This window comes from Mesonia aquimarina (genome assembly GCF_003667275.1).
GTDB classification, from domain to species: Bacteria; Bacteroidota; Bacteroidia; order Flavobacteriales; family Flavobacteriaceae; genus Mesonia; species Mesonia aquimarina.
The window spans coordinates 483,913-508,382 of record NZ_RCNV01000001.1; the positions used below are offsets into that span (position 1 = coordinate 483,913).

25 protein-coding genes are annotated in these 24,470 nt (G+C 32.6%); 14 read left to right on the top strand and 11 right to left on the bottom strand.

Annotation, left to right across the window (positions count from 1 at the left end; translation table 11 throughout):
• Nucleotides 1-136 precede the first annotated feature (136 nt).
• Both D9R05_RS02375 and D9R05_RS02380 read left to right on the top strand, forming a co-directional pair.
• A complete protein-coding gene (locus D9R05_RS02375; protein WP_121665607.1) occupies nucleotides 137-385 on the top strand; it encodes a hypothetical protein in 249 nt (82 codons plus the stop codon).
• Entirely contained in the window at nucleotides 378-674 is a 297-nt protein-coding gene (locus tag D9R05_RS02380) for a type II toxin-antitoxin system RelE/ParE family toxin (RefSeq protein WP_121665608.1), read from the top strand. The genes D9R05_RS02375 and D9R05_RS02380 overlap by 8 nt, the downstream gene beginning before the upstream one ends.
• A 144-nt stretch (nucleotides 675-818) precedes the next feature.
• On the opposite strand, the gene rocD is transcribed toward D9R05_RS02380, so the two are convergent.
• Nucleotides 819-2,069 (bottom strand): ornithine--oxo-acid transaminase, encoded by a 1,251-nt coding sequence (gene rocD, locus D9R05_RS02385; RefSeq protein ID WP_121665609.1) that lies wholly within the window; start codon nucleotides 2,067-2,069, stop codon nucleotides 819-821.
• 140 nt (nucleotides 2,070-2,209) lie between these two features.
• Between rocD and rlmD the strand changes: the two genes are divergently transcribed.
• Genes rlmD through D9R05_RS02405 form a run of 4 tightly spaced genes read left to right on the top strand, consistent with a single transcriptional unit; the run spans nucleotide 2,210 to nucleotide 5,387 of the window.
• Nucleotides 2,210-3,625, top strand: coding sequence for a 23S rRNA (uracil(1939)-C(5))-methyltransferase RlmD (rlmD, locus tag D9R05_RS02390; RefSeq protein ID WP_121665827.1), 1,416 nt, complete (start codon nucleotides 2,210-2,212; stop codon nucleotides 3,623-3,625).
• Nucleotides 3,626-3,677: 52 nt separating this feature from the next.
• A complete protein-coding gene (locus tag D9R05_RS02395; protein ID WP_121665610.1) occupies nucleotides 3,678-4,130 on the top strand; it encodes a DUF4468 domain-containing protein in 453 nt (150 codons plus the stop codon).
• A 29-nt stretch (nucleotides 4,131-4,159) separates the two neighbouring features.
• On the top strand, nucleotides 4,160-4,666 hold the full coding sequence (locus D9R05_RS02400) for a DUF6452 family protein (RefSeq protein ID WP_162984873.1): 507 nt from the start codon (nucleotides 4,160-4,162) through the stop codon (nucleotides 4,664-4,666).
• A complete protein-coding gene (locus D9R05_RS02405; RefSeq protein WP_121665612.1) occupies nucleotides 4,632-5,387 on the top strand; it encodes a DUF6048 family protein in 756 nt (251 codons plus the stop codon). Before D9R05_RS02400 ends, D9R05_RS02405 begins: the two co-directional genes overlap by 35 nt.
• Nucleotides 5,388-5,392: 5 nt before the next feature.
• On the opposite strand, the gene D9R05_RS02410 is transcribed toward D9R05_RS02405, so the two are convergent.
• Nucleotides 5,393-6,553, bottom strand: a complete 1,161-nt coding sequence (locus D9R05_RS02410) for a THUMP domain-containing class I SAM-dependent RNA methyltransferase (protein WP_121665613.1) — start codon at nucleotides 6,551-6,553, stop codon at nucleotides 5,393-5,395.
• A gap of 45 nt (nucleotides 6,554-6,598) precedes the next feature.
• Between D9R05_RS02410 and D9R05_RS02415 the strand changes: the two genes are divergently transcribed.
• The 3 genes from D9R05_RS02415 to D9R05_RS02425 are packed head-to-tail and all read left to right on the top strand — an operon-like array spanning nucleotide 6,599 to nucleotide 8,431.
• Entirely contained in the window at nucleotides 6,599-7,330 is a 732-nt protein-coding gene (locus D9R05_RS02415) for a class I SAM-dependent methyltransferase (RefSeq protein ID WP_121665614.1), read from the top strand.
• 3 nt (nucleotides 7,331-7,333) lie between these two features.
• The gene (locus tag D9R05_RS02420) at nucleotides 7,334-7,999 is read left to right on the top strand and encodes a ZIP family metal transporter (protein WP_121665615.1); all 666 of its coding nucleotides are present in this window, start codon (nucleotides 7,334-7,336) and stop codon (nucleotides 7,997-7,999) included.
• 3 nt (nucleotides 8,000-8,002) lie between these two features.
• Nucleotides 8,003-8,431 carry a DUF4268 domain-containing protein gene (locus D9R05_RS02425; protein ID WP_121665616.1) on the top strand — a complete coding sequence of 143 codons (429 nt, stop codon included), beginning with the start codon at nucleotides 8,003-8,005 and terminating at the stop codon, nucleotides 8,429-8,431.
• A gap of 61 nt (nucleotides 8,432-8,492) precedes the next feature.
• Here D9R05_RS02425 and guaB read toward each other — a convergent pair whose 3' ends face one another.
• The 4 genes from guaB to D9R05_RS02445 form a co-directional block, all read right to left on the bottom strand.
• Nucleotides 8,493-9,965: an IMP dehydrogenase gene (guaB, locus tag D9R05_RS02430; RefSeq protein ID WP_121665828.1), complete on the bottom strand. Its 1,473-nt coding sequence runs from the start codon at nucleotides 9,963-9,965 to the stop codon at nucleotides 8,493-8,495.
• A gap of 69 nt (nucleotides 9,966-10,034) precedes the next feature.
• Nucleotides 10,035-10,520 carry a hypothetical protein gene (locus tag D9R05_RS02435; RefSeq protein WP_121665617.1) on the bottom strand — a complete coding sequence of 162 codons (486 nt, stop codon included), beginning with the start codon at nucleotides 10,518-10,520 and terminating at the stop codon, nucleotides 10,035-10,037.
• A gap of 1 nt (nucleotide 10,521) precedes the next feature.
• Nucleotides 10,522-11,052, bottom strand: a complete 531-nt coding sequence (locus tag D9R05_RS02440; RefSeq protein ID WP_121665618.1) for an FMN-binding protein — start codon at nucleotides 11,050-11,052, stop codon at nucleotides 10,522-10,524.
• Nucleotides 11,053-11,949, bottom strand: a complete 897-nt coding sequence (locus D9R05_RS02445; protein WP_121665619.1) for a DUF6607 family protein — start codon at nucleotides 11,947-11,949, stop codon at nucleotides 11,053-11,055.
• Nucleotides 11,950-12,061: 112 nt separating this feature from the next.
• Between D9R05_RS02445 and D9R05_RS02450 the strand changes: the two genes are divergently transcribed.
• The 4 genes from D9R05_RS02450 to D9R05_RS02465 all read left to right on the top strand — a co-directional run bounded on the left by D9R05_RS02450 (nucleotide 12,062) and on the right by D9R05_RS02465 (nucleotide 17,263).
• On the top strand, nucleotides 12,062-14,218 hold the full coding sequence (locus D9R05_RS02450) for a TonB-dependent receptor plug domain-containing protein (RefSeq protein WP_240462901.1): 2,157 nt from the start codon (nucleotides 12,062-12,064) through the stop codon (nucleotides 14,216-14,218).
• Nucleotides 14,219-14,222: 4 nt separating this feature from the next.
• Nucleotides 14,223-15,629: an HmuY family protein gene (locus D9R05_RS02455; RefSeq protein ID WP_121665620.1), complete on the top strand. Its 1,407-nt coding sequence runs from the start codon at nucleotides 14,223-14,225 to the stop codon at nucleotides 15,627-15,629.
• 25 nt (nucleotides 15,630-15,654) lie between these two features.
• Nucleotides 15,655-16,890, top strand: a complete 1,236-nt coding sequence (locus D9R05_RS02460) for a T9SS type A sorting domain-containing protein (RefSeq protein WP_121665621.1) — start codon at nucleotides 15,655-15,657, stop codon at nucleotides 16,888-16,890.
• 130 nt (nucleotides 16,891-17,020) lie between these two features.
• Nucleotides 17,021-17,263, top strand: a complete 243-nt coding sequence (locus tag D9R05_RS02465) for a hypothetical protein (protein ID WP_121665622.1) — start codon at nucleotides 17,021-17,023, stop codon at nucleotides 17,261-17,263.
• On the opposite strand, the gene D9R05_RS02470 is transcribed toward D9R05_RS02465, so the two are convergent.
• Genes D9R05_RS02470 through D9R05_RS02480 form a run of 3 tightly spaced genes read right to left on the bottom strand, consistent with a single transcriptional unit; the run spans nucleotide 17,264 to nucleotide 19,812 of the window.
• Nucleotides 17,264-18,130, bottom strand: a complete 867-nt coding sequence (locus D9R05_RS02470; protein WP_121665830.1) for a hydroxymethylglutaryl-CoA lyase — start codon at nucleotides 18,128-18,130, stop codon at nucleotides 17,264-17,266.
• 42 nt (nucleotides 18,131-18,172) lie between these two features.
• Nucleotides 18,173-18,790, bottom strand: coding sequence for a LysE family translocator (locus D9R05_RS02475; RefSeq protein ID WP_121665623.1), 618 nt, complete (start codon nucleotides 18,788-18,790; stop codon nucleotides 18,173-18,175).
• 2 nt (nucleotides 18,791-18,792) lie between these two features.
• A complete protein-coding gene (locus D9R05_RS02480) occupies nucleotides 18,793-19,812 on the bottom strand; it encodes a quinone-dependent dihydroorotate dehydrogenase (RefSeq protein WP_121665624.1) in 1,020 nt (339 codons plus the stop codon).
• Nucleotides 19,813-19,922: 110 nt separating this feature from the next.
• Between D9R05_RS02480 and pepT the strand changes: the two genes are divergently transcribed.
• Nucleotides 19,923-21,167, top strand: a complete 1,245-nt coding sequence (pepT, locus tag D9R05_RS02485; RefSeq protein ID WP_121665625.1) for a peptidase T — start codon at nucleotides 19,923-19,925, stop codon at nucleotides 21,165-21,167.
• Nucleotides 21,168-21,222: 55 nt separating this feature from the next.
• Here the strand turns inward: pepT and D9R05_RS02490 are convergent, their stop codons facing one another.
• Both D9R05_RS02490 and D9R05_RS02495 read right to left on the bottom strand, forming a co-directional pair.
• Nucleotides 21,223-23,226, bottom strand: a complete 2,004-nt coding sequence (locus D9R05_RS02490; protein WP_121665626.1) for an FG-GAP-like repeat-containing protein — start codon at nucleotides 23,224-23,226, stop codon at nucleotides 21,223-21,225.
• Between the two features lie 22 nt (nucleotides 23,227-23,248).
• Nucleotides 23,249-24,343 carry a hypothetical protein gene (locus D9R05_RS02495; protein WP_121665627.1) on the bottom strand — a complete coding sequence of 365 codons (1,095 nt, stop codon included), beginning with the start codon at nucleotides 24,341-24,343 and terminating at the stop codon, nucleotides 23,249-23,251.
• Nucleotides 24,344-24,470 lie beyond the last annotated feature (127 nt).

Below are 24,470 nucleotides of genomic sequence, written 5' to 3' on the forward strand. Positions count from 1 at the left end.
TATAATTCTTCTCTTTTTCTATAGTGAAATATTCTTTACAAACTTAAAGAAACACGCTGTACTTAATGCAAAAAATACAACGAGGTAACTGTAAAAGTGAATCTTTTATGATTATCTTTACTATAAATATTTAATTATGAATTCAGCAGAAATAAAAATAGACCTATTTAGAAAATTAGATTCTTTAAAAGGAAATCGATTAGAAGAAGCTTATGGTATAGTGTTGAATTATATTAACGGAAAGAATGAACTTGATGATTGGAAAAATCTGACTCAAGAGCAACAAAATGCTATTAAACTTGGTATTGAACAACTTGATAAAGGAGAAGGCAGAGAACATAAAAAAGTAATGTCTGATATTAGAAAACGATATACAGATGCTTAAAGAAGTAATTTGGTCTCCTTCTGCTGAGAATGATTTTGAATCAATATTAAATTACTTACAACTAAATTGGGATGACAGAATAGTCAATAGATTCATTAACAAAGTCGATGATAATATTAATTTGATAATTAAAGACTCAAAGATATTCCCAGTAATTAATGAAGATCTTCAAATAAGAAAAAGTGTAATTTCAAAACAGAGCACACTTTATTATAGAGAAAAAACAGGAAAACTCGAAATAGTAAGGCTTTTTGATTCACGACAAGATCCTAATAAATTGAAATTTTAAAAAGTACTAAGCACAGCAAAAAACTAAACTAGAAAACAACCTTTCTCCTCATAAAATTTGAACTATATAATTTTATGCAGGGATATGCAAATAAAAAAACCGATGAAAAAATTCATCGGCTTTTTTTACATCTATTTTTCAAGCTTAGATTTTATCTTTAAACTGATCTAATGTTTTGGTAATAATAGAAACACAATCCATTATCTGTTCTTCAGTAATTACCAGAGGAGGCGTAAAACGGATGATATTTCCGTGTGTTGGTTTTGCTAACAAACCATTTTCTTTTAGCGCCATACAGATATCCCAAGCAGTAGAACTGTCTTCAGAATCGTTAATGATAATTGCATTCATTAAGCCTTTACCGCGTACTTTACTCACCACAGAAGAAGTCTCAATGTATTTATTCATTTCACTTCTAAACAATTCTCCCAGTTTTAAAGAATTTTCAGCAAGCTTTTCATCACGAATTACTTCTAAAGCTGCAATGGCCACTGCACAAGCTACAGGATTTCCTCCAAAAGTAGAACCGTGTTGTCCTGGTTTTATCACATTCATCACCTCATCATTTGCCAGTACGGCAGAAACTGGATAAACACCGCCAGATAAAGCTTTTCCTAAGGTAATCATATCTGGTTTTACATCTTCGTGATCTACAGCTAATAATTTTCCTGTTCTTGCAATTCCTGACTGAATTTCATCTGCAATAAAAAGAACATTATGCTTTTTACACAATTCTTTTGCTTTGCGTAAATACCCTTCAGTAGGAACATAAACTCCGGCTTCTCCTTGAATTGGTTCTACTAAAAATCCAGCAATATTATCATTTTCATTTAAGGCTTTTTCTAAAGCATCGGTATCATCGTAAGGAATTTTTATAAATCCTGGCGTATAAGGTCCAAAGTCTTTACGCGCTTCCTCATCATTACTAAACGAAATAATAGTAGTTGTTCTTCCGTGAAAATTATTTTCAGCAACAATTATTTGCGCATCTCTTTCTTTAACTCCTTTCTTTTCATAAGCCCACTTTCTACAGATTTTAATAGCCGTTTCTACAGCTTCTGCACCTGTATTCATTGGCAATAACTTATCGAAACCAAAATATTCGGTTGCAAATTTTTCGTATTTCCCTAAAATATCATTGTAAAAAGCACGAGAAGTCAAGCTTAATGTTTTTGCTTGATCAATCATGGCATCAACAATTTTAGGATGCGAATGTCCCTGATTTACCGCAGAATACGCCGCTAAAAAATCATAATATTTTTTTCCTTCTACATCCCACATAAATACACCTTCTCCTCTACTTAATACTGCTGGTAGTGGATGATAGTTATGGGCTCCAAATTGTTCTTCAATTTTAATTGCTTCTGCTGAAGATTTAATTGTTGGTACTGACATTTTTTTGTTTTCTTTTCAATTTAACTTGATCGATTCCTTCTTAAGGGAGAGAAATCACCCGCAAAACATTTAGCCTGCAAAATAAGAAATGTTTGATAGATTCTAAACTTCAGATTCATAAATCTTGTTACTTTTGCGCTATGGCAAGAAAAAATAAAAAGAAACGCTTTGAAGCGATAGAAATAACCGGTGCAGGTGCAAAAGGAAAAGCAATTGCAACCGCACCAGACGGACGTGTAATTTTTGTAGATAACGCCGTTCCTGGTGATGTAGCAGATATCCAAACTTTTCAGAAAAGAAAATCCTATTACAAAGGTTCTGCCGTAAATTTTGTAAGCTATTCAGACAAACGTACAGAACCGGTTTGCGAGCATTTTGGAACTTGTGGAGGTTGCAAATGGCAGAATATGGATTATAAATATCAACTTCAGTATAAACAAGATGAAATTGAAAACAACTTGAAGCGTTTAGGAAAAATAGAATTACCCGAAACTACTCCTATTTTAGGAAGTAAAGACATTTATTTTTACAGAAATAAAATGGAATTTTCCTTTAGCGATAGTCGCTGGCTGACCTTAAATGAGATTAATAGCGGTGAAGAAATTGAAGACAAAAACGCGCTAGGTTTTCATATTCCGGGAATGTGGGATAAAATTTTGAACATCAAAAAATGCCATTTACAGGAAGATCCGAGTAACGCGATTAGAAATGAAGTGCGCGATTTTGCTACCAATAATGATATTCCGTTTTTTAACGCTCGAAATCAAGAAGGTTTATTAAGAACGCTAATGATTCGCACCTCTTCTACGGGAGAAATTATGGTGTTGATTCAGTTTTTCTATGAAGATAAAGCCAAACGTGAATTATTATTAGATTTTGTTGCCGAAAGTTTTCCTGAAATTACTTCGTTACAATATGTGGTTAATGAAAAAGGAAACGACACGATTTACGATCAAGAAGTGATTTGCTACAAAGGACGCGATCATATTTTTGAAGAAATGGAAGGCTTAAAATTTAAAATAAACGCCAAATCTTTTTACCAAACCAATTCTGAACAAGCATACGAATTATATAAAATCACCAGAAATTTCGCTGAATTAACCGGCGAAGAATTAGTTTACGATTTATACACCGGAACCGGAACTATTGCTCAATTTGTTGCTAAAAAAGCCAAAAAAGTAATTGGTGTAGAGGCCGTTCCTGAAGCGATTGAAGATGCCAAGAAAAACGCTGAACATAACAATATTCAAAATACTGAGTTTTTTGCCGGTGATATGAAAAAGGTTTTTACGCAAGATTTTATTAATCAGCACGGGCATCCAGATGTAATTATTACCGACCCGCCACGTGATGGTATGCACAAAGATGTAGTTGCACAAATAATTCGTATTTTGCCGGAAAGAATTGTTTACGTAAGTTGTAATTCTGCCACACAAGCACGCGATTTAGCTTTGTTAGATGAACATTATAAAGTTACCAAAGTACAACCGGTAGATATGTTCCCGCAAACTCATCACGTAGAAAATGTGGTTAGGCTTGATTTAAGAAGAGGTTAAATAAATTTTCATTTAATTCAAATTACAAGAATTAATTTTTAAAACATTTTTTATGAAAAAGCTTTTATTAATATTACCTATTTTATTATTGTTTTCGTGTTATACTCAAAAAACATCAAATATTGATTCATTAGAGAAATCATTTGAAGTTAAAGGAAGTAAAAATGAGCTATATGTAAAAGCCAATAATTGGATGGTAGAAAACTTTAATGATGCTGAGTCTGTGATACAGTTTTCAGACAAAGAAACCGGAAATATAACTGGTAAATATTTTCTTTTAGAAACTACTTATGGTGAAAATATGAAAACAATTTATAATAATGTTTTTGCTATAATAAAAATAAAAGTTAAAGATGGAGCTTCTAAAATAACAATAATACCTGATGAATTTAGGTACTATGAAAATTATGGGACAAATAAAATTAAATTAGTGAATGATGAAATGAATAATCTTTCTAAATCTTATGAAGATTATATGAAAAATGATAACTCAAATGATTGGTAATTTTATGATAATCATATAAGATTATAATAATGAAAAAATATTTAATAATCCTGCTTTGTATTTTTTTGGGTGGAAGTTGTCAACGAGACGACATTTGCCCGGAAACTACACAAACTACTCCAAATTTAGTCATTAGTTTTCGTGATATAGAAAATCCTTCAATTCCGAAAGCGGTTACTAATTTGAATATACGAGAAGAAAATAAAACTGATTATTTTTATGATGAACCAATTTCTGATACCATTGCTATAATTCCGCTTCGCAATAATCAGAATTTTACCAATTATTATTTCACCTTAAATAGTGAAATTGTAAACGGTTCTGGAAATCCGGATCGTAATAAAGATCAAATTCAATTTTCTTATGCTACCGATGAAATTTTTGTTAGTCGAGCGTGTAGTTACAAAACTGAATTTTACGAATTGCAAGGCAGCTTAATTTCTGATGATGAAACTGCAAATTGGATTGAGTCTATAACTATTGCTGAAAACAATATTGTTGATGAAAACACTGTTCACCTATTTATTTACCATTAGTTTTTTACTGGGTTTTGGCAATTTTGCTTTCGCTCAAGAAAATAATCAAATAAAAAAAACAAGTCCGCAAAAAGATTCGGTTACTTTTAAGGACAAGTATGGCATTCGTTTTGGGGTAGACATAGCAAAGCCTGTACGCAGTTTATTAGATAAAGATTATACCGGTTTTGAACTCGTTGGAGATTACAGACTTTACAAAAGAATTTACGTTGCTGCAGAAATTGGTAACGAAGATTATTCTTACACCGAACCTTATATTGATGCTAATACAAAAGGAAGCTATGTAAAAATTGGTGCTAATTATAATACATACCATAACTGGTTGGATATGCAAAACGAAATCTATGCAGGAATTCGGTATGGCTTTTCCAGTTTTACACAAACGCTTAATCGGTATAAAGTGTACACAACCGATGGGTATTTTGAACAAGAAATTAGAAGTCCGCAAACAGAGTTTAGCGGACTCACACAACATTGGGTAGAACTACAAATAGGGCTAAAAACCGAAGTACTAAATAATTTATTTTTAGGAATTCACGCACAAATAAAACGTTCTTTTGGCGGTTCTTCTCCTTCCAACTTTGCAAATTTATACGTTCCCGGTTTTCACCGAACTTATGAAGGAAGTGATTTTGGTGTCGGTTGGGGCTATTCTATTTCGTATTTAATTCCTATTTTTAAGAAAGAACAAAAAGTAAAAACTCCTGAAAAAATGGAGTAATATTCTTATTTACGTTTATGAACTTTTTTAGTGCCTTCGTAAATTTCATATTTTAATAAGCGTGAATCTAAACTTCCGTTGTACAATTTAATTTTTCGGGAAGGACGTAAGCCTACATTTTTAATAGCGTCTAAGTTAGACACAATAAACCAAGCTTGTGTATTTGGGTAATCTTGTTTTAAGGTATCACCAATACTTTTATAAAACTTGGGTAAATCAAGTAATTCTAAACGTTCCCCGTAAGGTGGATTAAAAAGCATGTGTAATTTTCCGTCAATATCTTTTTTTGTCCTAAAAAAGTCTTGTTGCTCTATGGATATAAATTCAGATAAATTGGCATTTTCAATATTATCATTGGCTTTATAAACTGCTGAAGAAGCTTTATCGTAACCGATAATTTTATGTTCAAAGCCTCGAATTTTATTTAAACAAGACTCTTCAATTTTTTCAAACAAATCAACATCCCAATCTTTCCATTTTTCAAAACCGAATTCTTTTTTATTTAAGTTTGGTGGGATATTACAAGCAATCATCGCCGCTTCAATTAAAATCGTTCCACTACCGCACATCGGATCCATAAAATCACTTCTTCCATCCCAACCTGACATCAACAACATTCCGGCTGCCAAAACTTCATTTATCGGTGCAATATTGGTAGCACTTTTATAACCACGTTTGTGTAAAGATTGACCAGAGCTATCTAAAGAAACGGTACAAAAATTATTTTCTATATGAATATTTAAGCGTAAATCTGGATAATCTAAATCTATACTTGGTCTAAAACCTTCTGTATTTCTAAACTTATCTACAATAGCATCTTTACTTTTTAAAGCAATGTATTTACTATGGGTAAATTGTTTAGAATGTACTGTAGCATCTATTGCAAGCGAGCCTTTAGCGTCTAAAAATTCTGACCAATCTATGGCGTAAATTTTCTTATACAAATCTTCTTCAGAAGTAATTTTAAAACTTCTAATGGGTTTTAAAATTTTAATAGCTGTACGCAAAGACAAATTAGCCTTATACATAAACCCCTTATCGCCCAAAAAACTAACGTTTCTAATTCCTTCTTTTACGTCCATTGCACCAAGATTTTTCAATTCGTTGGCCAACAGAGGTTCAAAACCATATAAGGTTTTGGCAATCATTTTAAAATTATTTCCCATAGCAAAAAGTTCTCTTCCGGCAAAAATACATTAATTTTGCCGCCTATGACAAAGCTTGAAACAAATTGGTACGCATCTTGGTTTGATACAGATTTTTATCATATACTTTATAGAGATAGAGGTTACCAAGAGGCGCAAGATTTTATGCAAAATTTAGTTGATTTTCTTCAACTAGAAAAAAAGGCTAAACTGTTAGATTTAGCCTGTGGTAAAGGTCGGCATTCTATTTATTTACATAAACTTGGCTACAATGTTACCGGTGTAGATCTTTCTAAAAATAGTATTGCTGAAGCAAAAACGCATGAAAAACAGGGTTTAGATTTTCAAGTGCATGATATGTGCAAACCCCTACCTGAAAAATTTGATGCTGTTTTTAATCTTTTTACAAGTTTTGGATATTTTGAAAAAGAAGAAAGTAATTTAAACACCATAAAAGCCATAAAGCAAGAATTAAAACCTAATGGCTTTGGGGTTATAGATTTTATGAATGTTGAAAAAGTGATTACCAATTTAGTTCCTGAAGAAACTAAAAGCGTAAAAGGAATCGACTTTAACATTTCGCGATGGGTAGAAAATGGTTTTATTTTTAAACGCATTCAGTTTGAAGCCGAAGGAGATCAACACGATTATATAGAACGTGTAAAAGCTTTACGCTTAGAAGACTTTAAGGACTATTTTAAAAAAGCCGGAATCAACTTAAAACACACATTGGGAGATTACGATCTTCATGAATTTGATGAAAAAAAATCTGATCGGTTAATTTTAATTTTTCAATAATACATGAATATTTCACTCCCCATTTTTGCTGTTATTGTAGGCTTTGCTATTGCTTTATTTACCAAAGCCGGAAAAGCTTCCATTCAACTTTTATTATCGTTTAGCGGAGCTTTTTTACTTTCAATAACCGTATTTGAATTTTTACCAGAAGTTTATGCCGATTATTCTAAAATGACTGGCTTATTGATTATGACTGGAATTTTACTACAAGTTTTTTTAGAGTTTCTATCCAAAGGTGCAGAACACGGACATTTGCATCACGATAAAAACAAAACTACGTTTCCTTACGTTTTATTTATCAGTTTATGCATTCATGCGCTAATTGAAGGCTATCCAATTCATACTAATCATCATCTTTTATATGGTGTGGTAGTTCATAAAATTCCGGTGGCTGTTATTATTTCGTCATTTTTGCTAAGTTCTAATCTTAGTAAACCAAAAATTTTAAGTTTCTTACTTTTATTTGCTTTAATGACCCCTTTAGGAAGTTTACTCCATCAACATTTTGAATTTTTAGCTTCTATAGAACATTACGTTCATGCGCTTGTTATCGGTATTTTTCTACACGTGTCCACTACCATTTTATTTGAATCTTCTAAAAATCATCAATTTAGTTTTTCTAAAACCGTTTCTATTATCTTAGGAATTTTGATTGCTTATTTTTTATAAACCATGTTCAGCAGAGAAGAATCTAAAAAAATTAGGAAAGAATTTTGGACAAGTTTCGGAAAACAAAGTCCAAAAAAATGGATTTTATACGATACAAAAATTAAAGAGATTAATTTAAAATTTCATTTTGACACCAAAAAAGCAAGCGTCGGAATTATAATTGATACCGAAGATGAATTGATTAAGGAATATTATTTTGAAAAATTTGAGAGTCTAAAAAATTTACTCCTTTCTGAAGTTGACAAAGATTTTATTCTCGATCCAAATTTTGAAACTGAATCTGGAAAAATAATCGGTAATATTTACCTGCCTAAAGAGAATGTCAGTATTCATAATAAAAAAACTTGGCCGGAAGTTTTTGAATTTTTCAATACAAAAATGTTATCCTTAGAACAATTTTTTATAGAATATTATCATATTATAAAACAATAAAAAAAGCCATGAATTTTTATGGCTTTTTTTATTGTTTTAATTAGTGTTTTTAACTGATCTATTATCTTGAATAATTTGGTGCTTCCCTAGTAATAGTAACATCGTGTGGATGACTTTCAAAAATACCTGAAGAAGTAATTTTTACAAATTTAGCATCACGTTTTAAACTGGCAACGTCTTTTGCTCCACAATACCCCATACCGGCTCTTAAACCACCAATAAATTGAGTCATGCTTTCTACTAACTCTCCTTTATAAGGTACTCTTCCTACAATTCCTTCAGGAACTAATTTCTTAATATCATCTTCTACATCTTGAAAATAACGATCTTTAGATCCTTTTTCCATGGCTTCAACAGAACCCATTCCACGGTAAGACTTAAATTTACGACCTTCATAAATTATAGTTTCACCAGGTGATTCTTTTGTTCCTGCTAATAAAGAACCGAGCATTACACAATCTGCGCCAGCTGCTATTGCTTTAGGAATATCTCCTGTGTAACGAATTCCGCCATCTGCAATCACCGGAACTCCCGTTTCTTTTATAGCTTCTGCCACTTCTAAAACTGCAGAAAACTGAGGAAAACCAACTCCCGCTACTACTCTAGTTGTACAAATAGAACCTGGACCAATACCAACCTTTACAGCATCTGCTCCAGCTTCAACCAAATATTTTGCTGCTTCTGCCGTGGCTATATTTCCGACAACTACGTCTAAATCTGGAAATTTCTTTTTCACTTCTTTCAACACATGGACAACACCCCTTGTATGCCCGTGTGCTGTATCAATAACTACCGCATCAACTCCGGCATTTACTAAAGCCTCTGCTCTATTTACTGCATCACCTGTTACTCCTAAAGCCGCAGCAACACGTAATCTCCCGTACTGATCTTTATTCGCTGTTGGTTTTTGAGTTAATTTGGTTATATCTCTGAAAGTGATTAAACCGACAAGCTTATTTGATTTATTTACAACAGGTAGTTTTTCAATTTTATTAGCTTGTAAAATATCTTCAGCTTCACTTAATGAAGTTCCTTCGGCAACAGTAACTAGATTTTCTGAAGTCATTACTTCAGATATTGGACGTTCATTATTTTTTTCGAACCGTAAATCACGATTAGTCACGATTCCTAATAGCTTTCCTTCATCATCTACAATTGGAATTCCGCCAATGCTATGCTCTCGCATATGAGCTTTTGCATCTTGAACACTTGCCGAAATAGGCAATGTAACAGGATCTATAATCATTCCGCTTTCTGCACGCTTCACTTTTCTAACTTTAAGGGCTTGTTGCTCAATAGTCATGTTTTTATGTAGAACACCAATACCTCCTTCACGAGCAATAGCAATAGCCATTCTCGATTCGGTTACTGTATCCATTGCTGCAGAAACAATAGGTACATTAATGGTAATATTTTTTGTGAATTTTGTTTGAATATTTACTTCGCGAGGAAGTACTTCAGAAAAGGCAGGAACTAAGAGAACATCATCATAAGTTAGTCCTTCACCTACTATTTTATTTTCGTGTGCAGTCATAGCAATTAAATATTTAATTGCATGCAAATTTAGGCTTTTTAAATTAGATAAAAGCTAATTTAAGAGGATTTATTTCCTGAATAATTGACTGAAAATCAACAGCACCGATGCCGTAAAAGAAAATGTCATTAGAATCCCGGAAATCATAACTATGTATCGCATCCATATAATTCCTTGCCACATAAAATAAATACCACCAAAAGTGAGCAAAACAGAAAGTAAAGGTTCTATCATTAAAAACTTTTTAAAAGCGGAGTTCGTTTTGGTTAATGACACTAAACCACCCACTAAAAAGAAGATTACAGACATTGACAAGATATGCGTATGAACAATAGTTAACATTTCGCGTTCTGATTTTTTAAACTTCATAAAGCTCGCATTTTCATCTTCTTCGTTGCCCAAATAATTTTCCTGAATTCCTTGTGGTGAATTTGAAGTAGTTTCACCCACAAAAGTTAATCCCGTAAAATAACCGACACTTAAAACAACTAGAAAAGTGCCGATTAAAATTTTTACAGGATTAGGTAAAACTTGTAATTTCCCTTCCAACTTCATCTTATAAAATATTGTTCTGCTGAAGCAAATTTACGCTTTGTAATACATCATTTACAGCTCTTGCCATTGAGGAAGCCGAGATGGTTGCTCCACTTATAGCTGCAATGTTTTCTCCATAAACGATGTTATCTTTAGGCGTCATCCCTATAAATTGTTTCAACCAACGTTGTGTACCAATTTGCAAACCATAATTTTCTCTATAAATTAAGACTTTAGATTTTTTGATGATAAAATTTTCATCAAAAAGCACAACATATTCAAATTCCTTTTTCTTGCTTGGAGCTGTTCCTAAATAAGCATAGCCAATCAAATTCTTTTCTTGGCTAATTTTAAACAGGTTTCCTTCATTCATTTCTACACTTAACTGCTCTACAATTTCGCTAGAAACTTTAATTTCATCTAAATTAAAATTTTCTACATTATATGTTCCTCGAATTGCTTTTTCAAACTTTTGCTGTAATTCATTTTGTGGCATTACAGCAAAAGCATAAGAAATTAGTAAAATGAGAAGTATGGCTAATTTTTTCATCATTTATTCTTCAATAAATTCTTCTATAGTTGCTTCAATTTTATCTTCTGAAGTATTTACATCCATGGGGAAAAGGTGCATAAAAAGCGGTTTACCGTCAACCGATTTTTTTAAGGTTAAATCTTCATTATTATCAAAAATAGTGGCCCAGTTTTTTCTAGCTTTTACCCAAAATTCTTTGTTTTCTTTCCACCAATTTTTAGCGGCTAAACATTTAGAATCCGGCACTTTTTTATACACATTATATCCTTTTTCTTGCACTAATAGCACATCTTCTTCTCCATCTTCTCTAATTATTTTTTTATTGTCTTGCTCGTGTAACCAACCATAATCTGTAATTTCTACATGATTTCCTCTATTCATTACGTTGTAATCGCTTCGTTTAGAATATTCTCTTCGAGGTAAAGGTGAGTCTGCTTCATCATCCCAGTAGTGTCTTCCATCTGCGTGAATCCAAGTTGCCGAACCTGAATAACGCGGACTGTCATCTACCTGATATACACTTTGTGTCCATTGCCCTTTTACCGCTTTTTTAGGAGACTTTACGAATTTCCACTTATTATCTTTATCGTATTCATAACGTGTTCTATCTTCGTAAGTCCAATCTTGGCGCCAATGTTTTATAATGGTAGAATCGTTTATAACCAATAAATGCTGAATTGAAATTTTTTCATCATCCTCTTCAATCATTTCTGCCCATTCTAAAGCGGTGGCTGTATAATCATAAGCTTTTTCATAATCAATTTCTGGAGCAAAAGTTTCGGTGTATTTGAATGTTACTTCAAAACAACCGCACATTTCTTTAATTGCTTTTCTATCTTCTTTTAAAGATTCTTGAGCATTTGTTGCCCAAAAAATAAGCATAACTAAAACTAACGGAATAAAATTTCTAGATTTCATTATATCTGATTTGGTTAAAATTTCTTGGCACAAAAATATCAAATTTATTTAGACTGATTAAAAATTAAATATATATTTGCAATAATATTTTAATTAAGACCAATTCTAAATAATGATTAAACGTTATTTTTTTCTTACTGCAGTTTTAGTTTTTTTTCAGATAAAAGCGCAAGAAATAGATTCGTTACGTCAAGATTCGTTGCAATATAACTCCCTTCAAAAAGTAGTTTTAACAGGACAATACAATCGGCAATCTGTAGATAAATCTGTATTTGAGGTTGAAGTGCTTTCGCAAAAAGACATACAAATGTTGGCGGCTAACAACCTTTCTGATGTTCTAAATCAAACCTTGAATATGAATATTATTCCGCAAGCCGGAGAAGGAAGATCAGGAATTCGGCAATTTGGTTTTAATTCAGAATATGTAAAAATTTTAGTTGACAACGTTCCTATTGTAGGCGATGAAGGTTACGGAAACGCTATAGACATCAGCCAAATAAATCTCGATGATATCGAGCAAATTGAAATTATTGAAGGTTCTATGGGTGTTCAATATGGAGCTAATGCCGTTACCGGTGTAATTAATATTATCACCAAAAAAAGTGGAAAACATGATTGGCAAATCACACCTTTTATTCAAGAAGAAACTATTGGTGATGAATACAGTTGGTTTGATGAAGGTCGCCATATTCAATCTATAAAAATCGGTCATAATTTTTCTGATAAAATTTATGGTAATATACTTTTCACTCGCAATGATTTCCAAGGTTTTCTAAATGAAAAAAAAGGAATAAGTTATTATAATCCTAGTCCCGAAATGGAAAACGATAGCTTAAGAGGTTATGAATGGTTGCCTAAAGAGCAAAACAACGTAAAAGCGCTTTTAAATTATAACGATAACAAAAATTTTAAAGCCTTTTATAAATTTGAATATTTTAATGAAGTAACCAATAAATACGCTAATAATGTAAATTTTAATTACAATCCTTCTACAGAAACTGTAAATCCTACTGCAAATGATGAAGTTTTTACCTCAGAACGTTTTTATCATCATTTAAATACTTCCGGTAAAATTAAGCAGCAAGTAAATTTTAATATTTCTGCGGCTTATCAAGAACAGATAAAAAATTATAAAGGCTATAGTTACCGACTAAAAACAGAAGAAAAAACCAAGTTAGAAGATTACGATTTTAATACAAGAAAAGGCTTTTTCTCGCGGGGAACCTTCAATAACTTTTTTACTTCAAAAAAAGTAAATGTAGAGTTAGGTTACGAAACTACTATCGATGCAGGAACTGCAAGCGATTTGTCACCTCAAAACATAGAGCAACGCACAAAAAATAGACAATTAAATTCCTATAGCTTTTTTGTCTCTTCAGAAATAGAAGCTTCAGATAGGCTTTCCATTAGGCCTGGAACTCGTGTAATCGCTACTTCACATTTTAATCCGGCTTATGCGTTTTCGGTAAGTGCAAAATATAGGTTTAAAAATAATTATCAGCTTCGATTAATTGGCGGCTCAGCTCCTAAAATTCCAAATTTCGAGCAACTTTACTTCTACATGGTAGATTCTAATCATAATATTCAAGGAGATGAAAATTTAAATCCAGAATATGGTAGGTCTATTTTTCTTCACTTTAAAAAGAATTTCTGGGGAAAAGATTATGAGTTAAAATTTACTCCAAAATTATCGGCATGGTTTCTTGACGTTCAAGATAAAATTGACTTAGTAATTGTACAAAACAATCCGCTAGTTTATCAATATAGCAATATAGATTTACACAGAACAATGGGGGTTTCTTTACGAAACTCTATAAGCTACAAACAATTTAGAGCAACTGCAGGAATTGCGCTTAGTGGTGAATCAAAGGTTTTAGAAAGTGCGGGGATTTATAATGATGATTATTTATACGCTGTTCAAGTAAATACAAACATCTCTTATGATATTCCTAAATGGAATACAACTTTCTCTACCTTTTTCAAATATAACGGTCCGCAACAACAATTTTTTAACGAGATAAATGAAGAAAATGAAACTATTATAAAACGTGGCAAAGTTGCAGGCTATGGCTGGTTAAATGCTTCGGTAAGAAAAACATTTTTTAAAGATAATTTTGAAGTCACTTTAGGTGCAAGAAACATGCTAGATATTACACGAGTAAACACTTCTGTAATTGGTGGCGGCGCGCATGAAACTTCAACCGGTAACCAATTATTGGGTTACGGTAGATCATATTTTCTAAAACTATTGTACAACCTTAATTTTTAATACTATGAAAAAACAACTTAAAAACTTAAGTATATTCATCTTTTTATCGCTTGTATTAATTTCTTGCACTGAAGATGATTCGGTAAGTCGAGAAGATTTTATCGTAGCTTTTGAAAATCCTTCAGAAAACTTTTCGGCAGAAGTAAACGAAATCAATATAACTATTGTATTTGCAAGTGCGGCACCAGAAAATGGGAAAATTACCGTCACTTATAATTTAAACAATGTAGAAGAAAATCAGTTTTCTACAAATCCAACAATTACCGAAGGAACTATTGTAGTTCCCTTTTCAGCAAATAGTGAACAAACTTCTTTCAGCATCACTAAAGAAAATGCAAATATTTCAGCTGAAGATCCATTTATTGAATTTTCAATCTCAGAAGTAAGTCTTGAAAATTCATTTCCTCAGGGAAATATTTCAACCAAGGTCAATTTTGCAGAAGCTGCTTCACTAGGTGGAAGCATTTCTCCTGAAATCGGCGGTCCTAACGAAGGAAACCAAGTTTATGTAGATTTAAGTGGAAAAACTACTACTGAAGTATTCCGTGAAAAATGGGATTTAGGTTTTTTTTCTGGTGAAGAATTTCGTGTAAAGTTAAACGCTTCGCTTTTTATGATGGCTGCATCGTTAGGAAATGTAGAATTTGATGAAGTGAATGAAACAAATGTTGAAAGCTTGCAAGGGCAAATGGCTTTTCTCGTTCCGGGATCTGATGAATATGTAGATGCTCCTAGCGGAAATATTAACGAAACCGCTATTGATGAAATTTCAATTACTGAAGATGAAAATAACGTTTACCTTTTAAAACTCGGTAATAAAGTAGGAACCGAAACTCCCGAAATCGGAAGTATTGCCGTAGCTGGAGAAGCTCGTGGCTGGAAGAAAATTCAGATTTTACGAGATAACAACGAATACGTTCTACGTTATGCCGATTTAAATTCTAACTCGTATCAAGAAATAACAATCCCCAAAACACCAAGCCATAATTTTACGTTTTTCAGTTTTAATACAGAAAATATAGTAACAGTTGAACCACAAAAACAAAATTGGGATTTAAACTTCACCGTTTTTACCGAAGTTTTAGATCTCCCCGAGGGTGGTTTTGGCGCATACGGGTTTTCAGATTATGTAAGCACAAATACCTTAGCAAATGTTGAAGCTTATCAAGTAAACACTTCAGAAATTTCTTATCAAGATTTTTCAACTTCAACCATACTAGAAGAAAAATTTGAATTAGACCAGCGTGTTATTGGCGCAAATTGGCGTGATGTTTTTTCCGGTATGTATACCGATCGGTTTTACATTATAAAAGATACTGAAGGGAATTTTTATAAACTAAGATTTACCGCTTTCCTCAACGAAAATGGGGTACGCGGTTATCCTTCTTTTGAATATGAACTTTTAAATTAATTAAACAACCATAAATATTTTAATCATGAAAAAAATAAGTATTTTATTTATTCTATGCGGAATTTTTATAGCAAACGCACAAGAAACTACCGTAAACCTGAGCCTTCAATCCAATTATTCAGACGAGGTTTATTATAAAATTTCAACTGACCAAAGCGAAGCTTATACTGCTACAAACTGGGATTTGGCATTTTTAAGAATTGACAACATTAACAAAGCAATTCGTGTGAACGAAGGCAAAGGAATTGAAGTTTACGAAGCTTCCAATACTGCTTCAGATTGGGCAAGCATAGACGTAAACAATATTGCAAATTTTACGCAATTGCATAATAGTGATACCGATTGGGGAATCGGAGCATTAGATAATGGTTCTGCAACATGGGGCTGGGGAGAATATAATATTAATGGTAATCATAAAGTTACCGGTACTATTATTTTTGTCTTAAAATATGCCGACGGTTCATTCAAAAAATTATTTATCGAAGAATATTTTGGCGCTTATACATTTAAATATGCAAGCTGGAATGAGACAAATTCTAGCTGGGAAAATGAAACTACAACTACCGTATCCAACTCATCTAATCCAAACCAAATTTTCAATTATTACAATTTAGAAACCGATAGCGAAGTGATTGCTTCTCCCGCAACAGAAGATTGGGATCTCGTTTTTAAAAAATATAGCACCGATGTTGGCGGCGGAATGATGTACACGGTTACTGGCGTACTTCATCATCCAAACTTAACTGTTGCTGAAAATATTGAACCCAACGGAAATGGAGATACCAGCAACCTATCGTATTCAACAGACATTAATACAATTGGCTACGATTGGAAAAGTTTTAACGGAAGTGCTTACGATCTTGATCCTGAATTATTCTACTATGTAAAATATGCCGACGGAACAATCTATCGCTTGCATTTTACAGATTTTGAAGGTGGTTCTACAGGAAACCTAAGTTTTACGACCGAAGATGTAACCAACGCATTATCAACCACTGTTTTTGATGCTGAAAATTCGTTCAGTATTTATCCAAATCCTTCAACTGACAAAAAGATTACACTTTTATACGAAAATAATTCAGCTGAAAATACGCAAGTAGCAATTTATGATATGAGCGGTAAGAAAGTATTTCAACAAAAATTAGCACCAAACGGATTCTATAATAAAGAAATAAATTTAGCCTCATTAGAATCAGGAGCTTATATTTTAAAGTATGCCACAGGAAATTTTACAACCACCAAAAAGTTAATTTTGAATTAAGATTTAGGTAACCTGATTGTGATAAACGTTTGACAAATTTTGTCAGCCGTTTTTTTTTACAATTATAATTTAAATTGAATCGTAGTTTGTTCCTTCTTATCTTTAAGTGTAATCTTAAAAATTTAAAGCTATGAGTATTCGATTAGGAAACAGCTGTGTAAATTGTAAAAAATATAAAGATCACTTTTGTACATTACACGATACCACAGTGGGCATGCAACATACTTGCGACAGTTTTTCAATGCGTGCAAAATTAAAAGATGATCCCAATTGTGTAACCTGTTCTCGTTTTATGAACCCAACTTGTGCAAATCCAAAAAAAGCCGCACCGGGAATGTTATGCTCTCACTGGGCTCCACAAGAAGTTGCGTAATTAATGATATTGATTAAATATTTTTGAAGCTTCATTATAAGAAGATTCAAAACTGCCCATTTTAATAGGTGAGCTGACTTTTGCTGAATTAAAGTAAGAAACCATTTTTTCTGTCGGCATATTACCGGTTAGTTCATCTTTTGCCATTGGGCAACCACCAAAACCTTGTATAGCACCATCATAACGTGTACAACCGGCTTTGTAAGCAGCATCAATTTTTTCATGCCAACTCGACGGTGTAGTATGCAAATGTGCGCCGAATTCAATTTCGGGATATGCGGGAATTAAATTAGAAAATAAATACGTAATCGTCTCAGGGTCTGAAGTTCCTACAGTGTCTGAAAGTGATAAAATTTTCACGCCCATTGCCGAAAGTTTCTCGGTCCACTCGCCTACAATTTCTACATTCCAAGGATCGCCATAAGGATTTCCAAATCCCATCGATAAATAAGCAACAACTTTTTTGTTGTATTTTTCGGCAATTTCTAAAATGTCTTTCAATAAGTCAACCGACTGTGCTATTGTTTTATGCGTGTTTCGCATCTGAAAGTTTTCCGAAATAGAAAATGGATAGCCTAAATAATCAATTTCGGGATGCTGTACAGCATCTTGAGCTCCTCGTAAATTTGCTACGATTGCCAATAATTTACTGGAAGTTTTGCTTAGATCTAATTGCGCTAAAACTTCTTTTGTATCTGCCATTTGCGGAATGGCTTTAGGCGAAACAAAACTCCCGAAATCTATGGTATCAAAACCACAGCGAAGTAAGGACTGGATGTATTGTACTTTTTTTTCTGTCGGAATAAAATCTTTGATTCCCTGCATGGCATCACGCGGACACTCGATAAGTTTTATTGGCTCACTCATAGATTTCAAAGATAAAAAAGAATATGGTGCGGTAAAAGCTTTTTAAACCAATATAAAAACTGCAATCCCAATAAAAACGACAATTTGTAACCATTTTAAAAACAATCCTGATTTTGGATGTTTTTCAATATAGCTTTTTAAAGATCCTGCTAATAATGCGATGCTTCCAAAAACTATAAAGGAAACTAAAATAAAAAGTCCGCCTAAAATGAAAAACTGAATCGTTTCAGATAAATTTTCAGCAAATAAAAACCCTGGAAAAAGTGCTAAAAAAAATAAGGACACCTTCGGGTTTAACACATTCATGATAAAACCTTGCCGAAATAATTTTGCAATAGGTCTTGCTCGTAAATTTTTAGCTTCAAATTCAATTGAACCAGAAGATTTAAAAACTTTATAAGCTAAGAATAATAAGTAACCCGCTCCAAAAATTTTTAAGACGGTAAAAAGTATTTCATTTTTTACAATCAATAACGAAACCCCGAATGCAATTAAAGAAGTATGAATTAAACAACCTGTCATTAAACCGGCAACTACTGCTAAGGCCGGTTTTTTACCAAAACGAATACTTTGTACCAACACAAAAATATTGTCGGGTCCCGGAGAAATTGCCAAAGCAAAAACCGCAAAACTAAATGATATTAAAATTTCTATATTCAAAATTATTGATCCAAAATAGCCTGATTAATTTCTTTAATCAATTTTGGACCTTCATAAATAAAACCTGTATACAATTGCACTAAACTAGCGCCAGCTTCTAATTTTTCTAATGCATCTTCGGCTGAATGAATTCCGCCAACACCAATAATCGGAAATGCATGGTTACTATTTTCAGCTAAAAAACGAATCACTTCTGTAGAACGTTTGGTTAAAGGTTTTCCGCTTAACCCTCCGGTTTCTTCTTTATTTTCAGACTGTAAACCTTCACGAGAAATTGTTGTATTGGTTGCAATAACCCCGGCAATGTTGGTTTCATTTACAATCTCGATAATATCTAATAATTGTTCATCGGTTAAATCGGGAGCGATTTTTAGAAGAATTGGTTTTGCTTTTTTCTTTTCCGTGTTTAAATCTTGCAAAGTTTGCAATAATTCAGTCAGTGGTTTTTTATCTTGGAGTGCACGTAAATTTGGTGTGTTTGGTGAACTCACATTTACCACAAAATAATCAACGTAGGGAAATAAAGCTTCAAAACAAATTTTGTAATCTTCTACAGCTTTTTCGTTTGGCGTAACTTTATTTTTACCAATATTTCCACCGATTAAAACCTCTTCGTTATTTTTCTTTAAGCGCTCAACAGCCGCTTCTACTCCACCATTATTAAATCCCATCCGGTTAATAATCGCTTCATCTTCTTTTAAGCGGAATAATCTCTTTTTAGGATTTCCGGGTTGCGCTTTTGGTGTTAAGGTTCCTATTTCAACAAAGCCAAAACCTAACGCAGAAAGTTCTTTGTAGAGTTTTGCATCTTTATCAAAACCGGCTGCCAAACCAACGGGGTTTTTAAATTTTAATCCGAATACTTCTCTCTCCAACTTTTTGTCTTCTACCTGATATTTTTGTTTCAAAACAGTTAAAACTCCGGGAGTTTTTATCGCTTTTTGAAGAAATGAAAACGTAAAATAATGAACTTTTTCCGGATCAAATTTAAAAAGAACCTTACGGATAAGAGATTTGTACATGCCAATTTAGTTTTGGCAAAAATACTTTAAAATAAAAAAACCTACTACTATAATCAGAAAGACTTTGCAACTGCTTTTCTTATCCGTATTTTTGAAAAAAATTAAAAAAAATGATCGATAAAAAACATATCATCAATAGGTTTACAAGTTATGTTACTATTGATACCGAAAGTGATCCGAAAAGTGAAAGTACACCAAGTACCGAAAAACAGTGGGATTTAGCCAACAAACTAGCCGAAGAATTAAAACAATTAGGCTTGGCTGATGTTAGCATAGACAAGCACGCTTATGTTATGGCTACTATTCCTTCAAACGTAGATCACGATGTTCCTGCAATTGGTTTTGTTTCGCATTTTGACACTTCTCCAGATTTCACCGGGAAAAATATTAATCCGCAAATCGTTGAAAAATATGATGGAAAAGATATTGTTTTAAATAAAGAAAAAAACATTGTGCTTTCTCCAGATTATTTTGAAGATTTATTGCAATACAAAGGGCAAACCCTAATTACTACAGACGGAACAACCTTGTTAGGAGCAGATGACAAAGCCGGAATTACCGAAATTGTTTCCGCAGCAGAATATTTAATGCAACATCCCGAAATTAAACACGGTCCTATAAAAATTTGCTTTACACCCGATGAAGAAATTGGACGCGGTGCTCACAAGTTTGACGTAGAAAAATTTGGAGCAGAATGGGCATATACGATGGATGGAAGTCAAATTGGCGAACTAGAATACGAAAATTTTAATGCCGCATCTGCCGATATTAAAGTACACGGAAAAATTGTACATCCCGGTTACGCCAAAGGAAAAATGGTAAACAGCATGTATATCGCGCAAGATTTTATCAATTCGTTACCGCGTTTAGAAACGCCAGAACATACCGAAGACCGACAAGGTTTTTTCCACCTTACCCAAATTGAAGGAAAAGTTGAAGAAACCAATATGCATTACATTATTCGCGATCACGACAAAGAACATTTTGAAGCACGCAAAAAAGTAATGCTTGATTTAGCAGCAGAAATTAATGGTCAGCACGATAAAGAAGTAATTGAAATTGAAATAAAAGACCAATACTTTAATATGCGCGAAAAAGTTGAACCCGTAATACATATTGTAGACATTGCCGAAGAAGCTATGAAAGCGGTAGATGTAAAACCATATATTAAACCAATTCGTGGTGGCACCGATGGCTCGCAACTTTCGTATATGGGTTTACCTTGCCCAAACATTTTTGCGGGCGGTCATAATTTTCACGGGCGTTATGAATATGTTCCGGTAGAAAGTATGATAAAAGCTACTGAAGTAATTGTAAAAATTGCAGAGCTTACGGCTAAAAAATATCAAGATTAATTTTTAAAATTATAGTAAAGCAAGAAAGAGGCCGTCTAGAAAAACGGCCTCTTTTTTATTTCTTAATAAACTTTCTTTGAAAAGTTTTGCCTTTAGAATATAACTTAAAAAAGTACGTTCCGCTAGACAAATGATTTACATCTATTTTTTTTGATGAAGAAATTTCTCCACTGATTACAATTTTACCTTGTATTGAAAAAACTTCAAATTTTTCATTGAAAATTTCAAATTTACTTTCTATATTGATGTAATCTTCTGTAGGATTGGGGTATATAGATATATTTTTATAAGAAAAATTTGCCACAGCTAAACTTTCTCCTTCTTCTATAATTAGAGTAGAATTAATATCAGAATTATTAATTTCATCTATTATTCCTGATGGCCAATATACCACAACTTCATTAATTGATGTATCTTCACCTAAACCAAAATATTCATTTAAGGTATTCATATACTTAAATCCTACTCCACTTTTAACGTCTCTTATTTGAGTTCCTAAATCACTCGAAATTTCAATTCTAGCTCCAATCCCATTAATATTACTCTCTACCCCTGTCAAGCCTATTTTAACCCAATTATTATCATTACCTGCATTGTAATGTATTTGGTCATTGTTAATTATATCTAAAAATCCATCATTATTGAAATCTCCCACAGGGCCATTTAAAATAAAATTACCCGAAGAAGTAAATGTTAAGTCTCCATTATTAATCATTATTTCTCCTCCCATTCCTAAGACATCTACATAACCATCATTATTAAAATCATATGCTACATTTTCAATCCCTGTAGATACTATATTTTCAAACCCAGATCCTGCCGTAATATCCGTAAAGGTTCCGTCACCATTATTTTGCATAAGCTTATGTTCTCCATCTGCAAAGGAACTTGCTCCTACAAAAACATCCATAAAACCATCATTATTAAAGTCTGCCCAGGCAGAAGACCAAGTTTGAACAGGATCTGCGAGACCACTTTCTGTTCCTACTTCCGTAAAAGTACCATCTCCATTATTACGATGAAGTTGATTTATTTTTATATCTGCATCTCCTCCTCTACATTTTGCAATAAACACATCTACATCTCCGTCATTATCATAATCTGTCCAAATAGATCCGTAATTACCTCCTGTAGGAGAGTCTCCTATACCTCCTTGATTAAATGTGAAATTTCCATTTCCATCATTCAAATAATAGACATTAGGAGCTATATCATGGCATACAAAAGCATCCAAATAGCCATCATTATTAATATCTATAAAATTAGTTCTCTGTGAGAAAACGTATTCATCTCCTGCAATTTCCTGATAACTGGTTCCGTCTGAATTTGCCTTCATAAAAGTAACCCCATTGGAGCCACCGTAGACTAAATCATTATATCCATTTGCGTCATAATCTGCAATAGCCATACTCCACGTAGGGTTATTAGTGGCATTTCCTGTAGGAATATTATTCTCTACAAAACTACCATCAGCTTGCTGATAAAGAACATTTAAATTATTAAGCTCAATAGATATAATATCGTCCAAATAATCATTATTCATATCTACTGCTCCCAATGTATTACCATTAGGCTCTGGAGTTACAGGTTGTGTTGTAAAGCTTAGAAGAGGTTCTATATATTCGTTTTCAATAATCTCAAATAAAAATCCGTCGTCATTCCAGTTATTATCAAAAACAATATAATATGTTTCTCCTTGAAAAACATTTATTGTCTCTACAGACAAATATCCCGACCCAGAATCATCATCTCCTCCATAACAAGTCAAATCAGAGCAAGTACCTGTATATACATGAAAACGGGTATCTCCTTCAGAGTTTTCAGGCAAATCTGTGGTAATTGTTAACGTATAATCTTGAGAAGCTTCATACTTAAACCATTCGGCTGCATCTCCATTTTCATATTCTCCAATACAATTTGATGGTGCTGATTGGCTACCGTTAATTTCGTTAAAAGAATAAATTCCTGCATTTACTATTTCAGCATTTTCACAATTATCTTGAGAAAAAACAGATGAAAACAGCAAAAGAAAAAAAAATAATATAGTAGTTTTTTTCATAACTAAAGTTTTAAGTAATATATTAAGGACAGTTTTGATTGATATTATCTATCCATTCCGAAAGTAAATCAACGCTTTCTTGATGAACTACTGTTCTGCCTAACAATGGCATTTTCACAGCTTCATCTGTTGCATTCATTCTATAAAACATCATGGATCTTTCATGTTTTCCAGCTGCTACAATATAAGGCAGGCCACTTGCAACATATTGATCTGGCTCAACACAAACACCTAAATTAATATCATCTATAGTTTCACTATATGCTAATTTAAGCGGACGATAATCACAATGTGCTCCTTCTGAATGACAATGTGCGCAATTTATATCTAAATAAGATCTAACTCGATTCTTTAAGCTTCCTGATTCATTTTCCCAATCTACAACGGTTTCTATTTGCCCTGGATAACTATTTAAGTATCCAACATCTACTAATTGTTGTAATTGATTTTTCTCTCCTGTAGGATAAGTAAATGTTTTATTTAAGTTATGCGGCTTGAGACCTATTGGAATTGGTTTTTCATTAGATTTATGACAAACCATACACTCTGTAGCAGAAGGAATCCTGTAATTAACAGAACGATTATTGTTATTTTCATCTGTCCATTCTACTAAAGTTGTACTACCGCTTAAATCTAAATATGCCTCTGTTTGTTGATTATTCCATATGTAATTTGCAAACTCCCAAACATTATCTTTTTTAAACATGAGGCGTGTTTCTACAATCCTTTTTTGATGGTTTGGTTGTACATTGTTGTAATAAAAATTTTTAATTAAAATAGTACTATTTGGAAAATCTAAAACTTTATCACTTGAATTATAAGTAGCTGAAACATCTTCTGGCATCCAAACAAATCTCTTCTTTTTTGCATAATCTGTAAAAAGCGGAGAAATTAACTCATAAGGTACAACTCTATCTATAGGTTTAAGATTTGCTATGTTTTCTTCGTAAAAATTATATTCAGATAATGTTGTATAAGGAACCTTATCTATTTCAAAAGAAACTTCTTCTCCATTATTATCTGGTGGATTTTCTATCGGTTCATAACTTCCATCATCGTCAGAAGAACAAGAGAAAATAATAAAAATAATTAAAAAAAATACGATTTTTTTCAACATAAATAATTGAATTTACCTCAAATTTAATATAATTTTTAATTATATATTAAAAATATAACCTAAACATTAAATTTTAAACAAAACAACTATTCATTTATTCGTCAAGTTTATTATAAGACATAAGCTC

Excerpts from the sequence above, each read along its gene's own strand:
- D9R05_RS02425 (WP_121665616.1), top strand. The coding sequence starts at position 8,003 with ATGTTCAGCAGAGAAGAATCTAAAAAAATTAGGAAAGAATTTTGGACA.
- D9R05_RS02440 (WP_121665618.1), bottom strand. The coding sequence starts at position 11,052 with ATGATGAAAAAATTAGCCATACTTCTCATTTTACTAATTTCTTATGCT.
- D9R05_RS02470 (WP_121665830.1), bottom strand. The coding sequence starts at position 18,130 with ATGAGTGAGCCAATAAAACTTATCGAGTGTCCGCGTGATGCCATGCAG.
- guaB (WP_121665828.1), bottom strand. The coding sequence starts at position 9,965 with ATGACTGCACACGAAAATAAAATAGTAGGTGAAGGACTAACTTATGAT.
- rlmD (WP_121665827.1), top strand. The coding sequence starts at position 2,210 with ATGGCAAGAAAAAATAAAAAGAAACGCTTTGAAGCGATAGAAATAACC.
- D9R05_RS02495 (WP_121665627.1), bottom strand. The coding sequence starts at position 24,343 with ATGTTGAAAAAAATCGTATTTTTTTTAATTATTTTTATTATTTTCTCT.
- D9R05_RS02455 (WP_121665620.1), top strand. The coding sequence starts at position 14,223 with ATGAAAAAACAACTTAAAAACTTAAGTATATTCATCTTTTTATCGCTT.
- D9R05_RS02395 (WP_121665610.1), top strand. The coding sequence starts at position 3,678 with ATGAAAAAGCTTTTATTAATATTACCTATTTTATTATTGTTTTCGTGT.
- D9R05_RS02375 (WP_121665607.1), top strand. The coding sequence starts at position 137 with ATGAATTCAGCAGAAATAAAAATAGACCTATTTAGAAAATTAGATTCT.
- D9R05_RS02445 (WP_121665619.1), bottom strand. The coding sequence starts at position 11,949 with ATGAAATCTAGAAATTTTATTCCGTTAGTTTTAGTTATGCTTATTTTT.
- rocD (WP_121665609.1), bottom strand. The coding sequence starts at position 2,069 with ATGTCAGTACCAACAATTAAATCTTCAGCAGAAGCAATTAAAATTGAA.
- pepT (WP_121665625.1), top strand. The coding sequence starts at position 19,923 with ATGATCGATAAAAAACATATCATCAATAGGTTTACAAGTTATGTTACT.
- D9R05_RS02420 (WP_121665615.1), top strand. The coding sequence starts at position 7,334 with ATGAATATTTCACTCCCCATTTTTGCTGTTATTGTAGGCTTTGCTATT.
- D9R05_RS02380 (WP_121665608.1), top strand. The coding sequence starts at position 378 with ATGCTTAAAGAAGTAATTTGGTCTCCTTCTGCTGAGAATGATTTTGAA.
- D9R05_RS02480 (WP_121665624.1), bottom strand. The coding sequence starts at position 19,812 with ATGTACAAATCTCTTATCCGTAAGGTTCTTTTTAAATTTGATCCGGAA.
- D9R05_RS02415 (WP_121665614.1), top strand. The coding sequence starts at position 6,599 with ATGACAAAGCTTGAAACAAATTGGTACGCATCTTGGTTTGATACAGAT.
- D9R05_RS02410 (WP_121665613.1), bottom strand. The coding sequence starts at position 6,553 with ATGGGAAATAATTTTAAAATGATTGCCAAAACCTTATATGGTTTTGAA.
- D9R05_RS02450 (WP_240462901.1), top strand. The coding sequence starts at position 12,062 with ATGATTAAACGTTATTTTTTTCTTACTGCAGTTTTAGTTTTTTTTCAG.
- D9R05_RS02465 (WP_121665622.1), top strand. The coding sequence starts at position 17,021 with ATGAGTATTCGATTAGGAAACAGCTGTGTAAATTGTAAAAAATATAAA.
- D9R05_RS02460 (WP_121665621.1), top strand. The coding sequence starts at position 15,655 with ATGAAAAAAATAAGTATTTTATTTATTCTATGCGGAATTTTTATAGCA.
- D9R05_RS02400 (WP_162984873.1), top strand. The coding sequence starts at position 4,160 with ATGAAAAAATATTTAATAATCCTGCTTTGTATTTTTTTGGGTGGAAGT.
- D9R05_RS02405 (WP_121665612.1), top strand. The coding sequence starts at position 4,632 with ATGAAAACACTGTTCACCTATTTATTTACCATTAGTTTTTTACTGGGT.
- D9R05_RS02490 (WP_121665626.1), bottom strand. The coding sequence starts at position 23,226 with ATGAAAAAAACTACTATATTATTTTTTTTTCTTTTGCTGTTTTCATCT.
- D9R05_RS02435 (WP_121665617.1), bottom strand. The coding sequence starts at position 10,520 with ATGAAGTTGGAAGGGAAATTACAAGTTTTACCTAATCCTGTAAAAATT.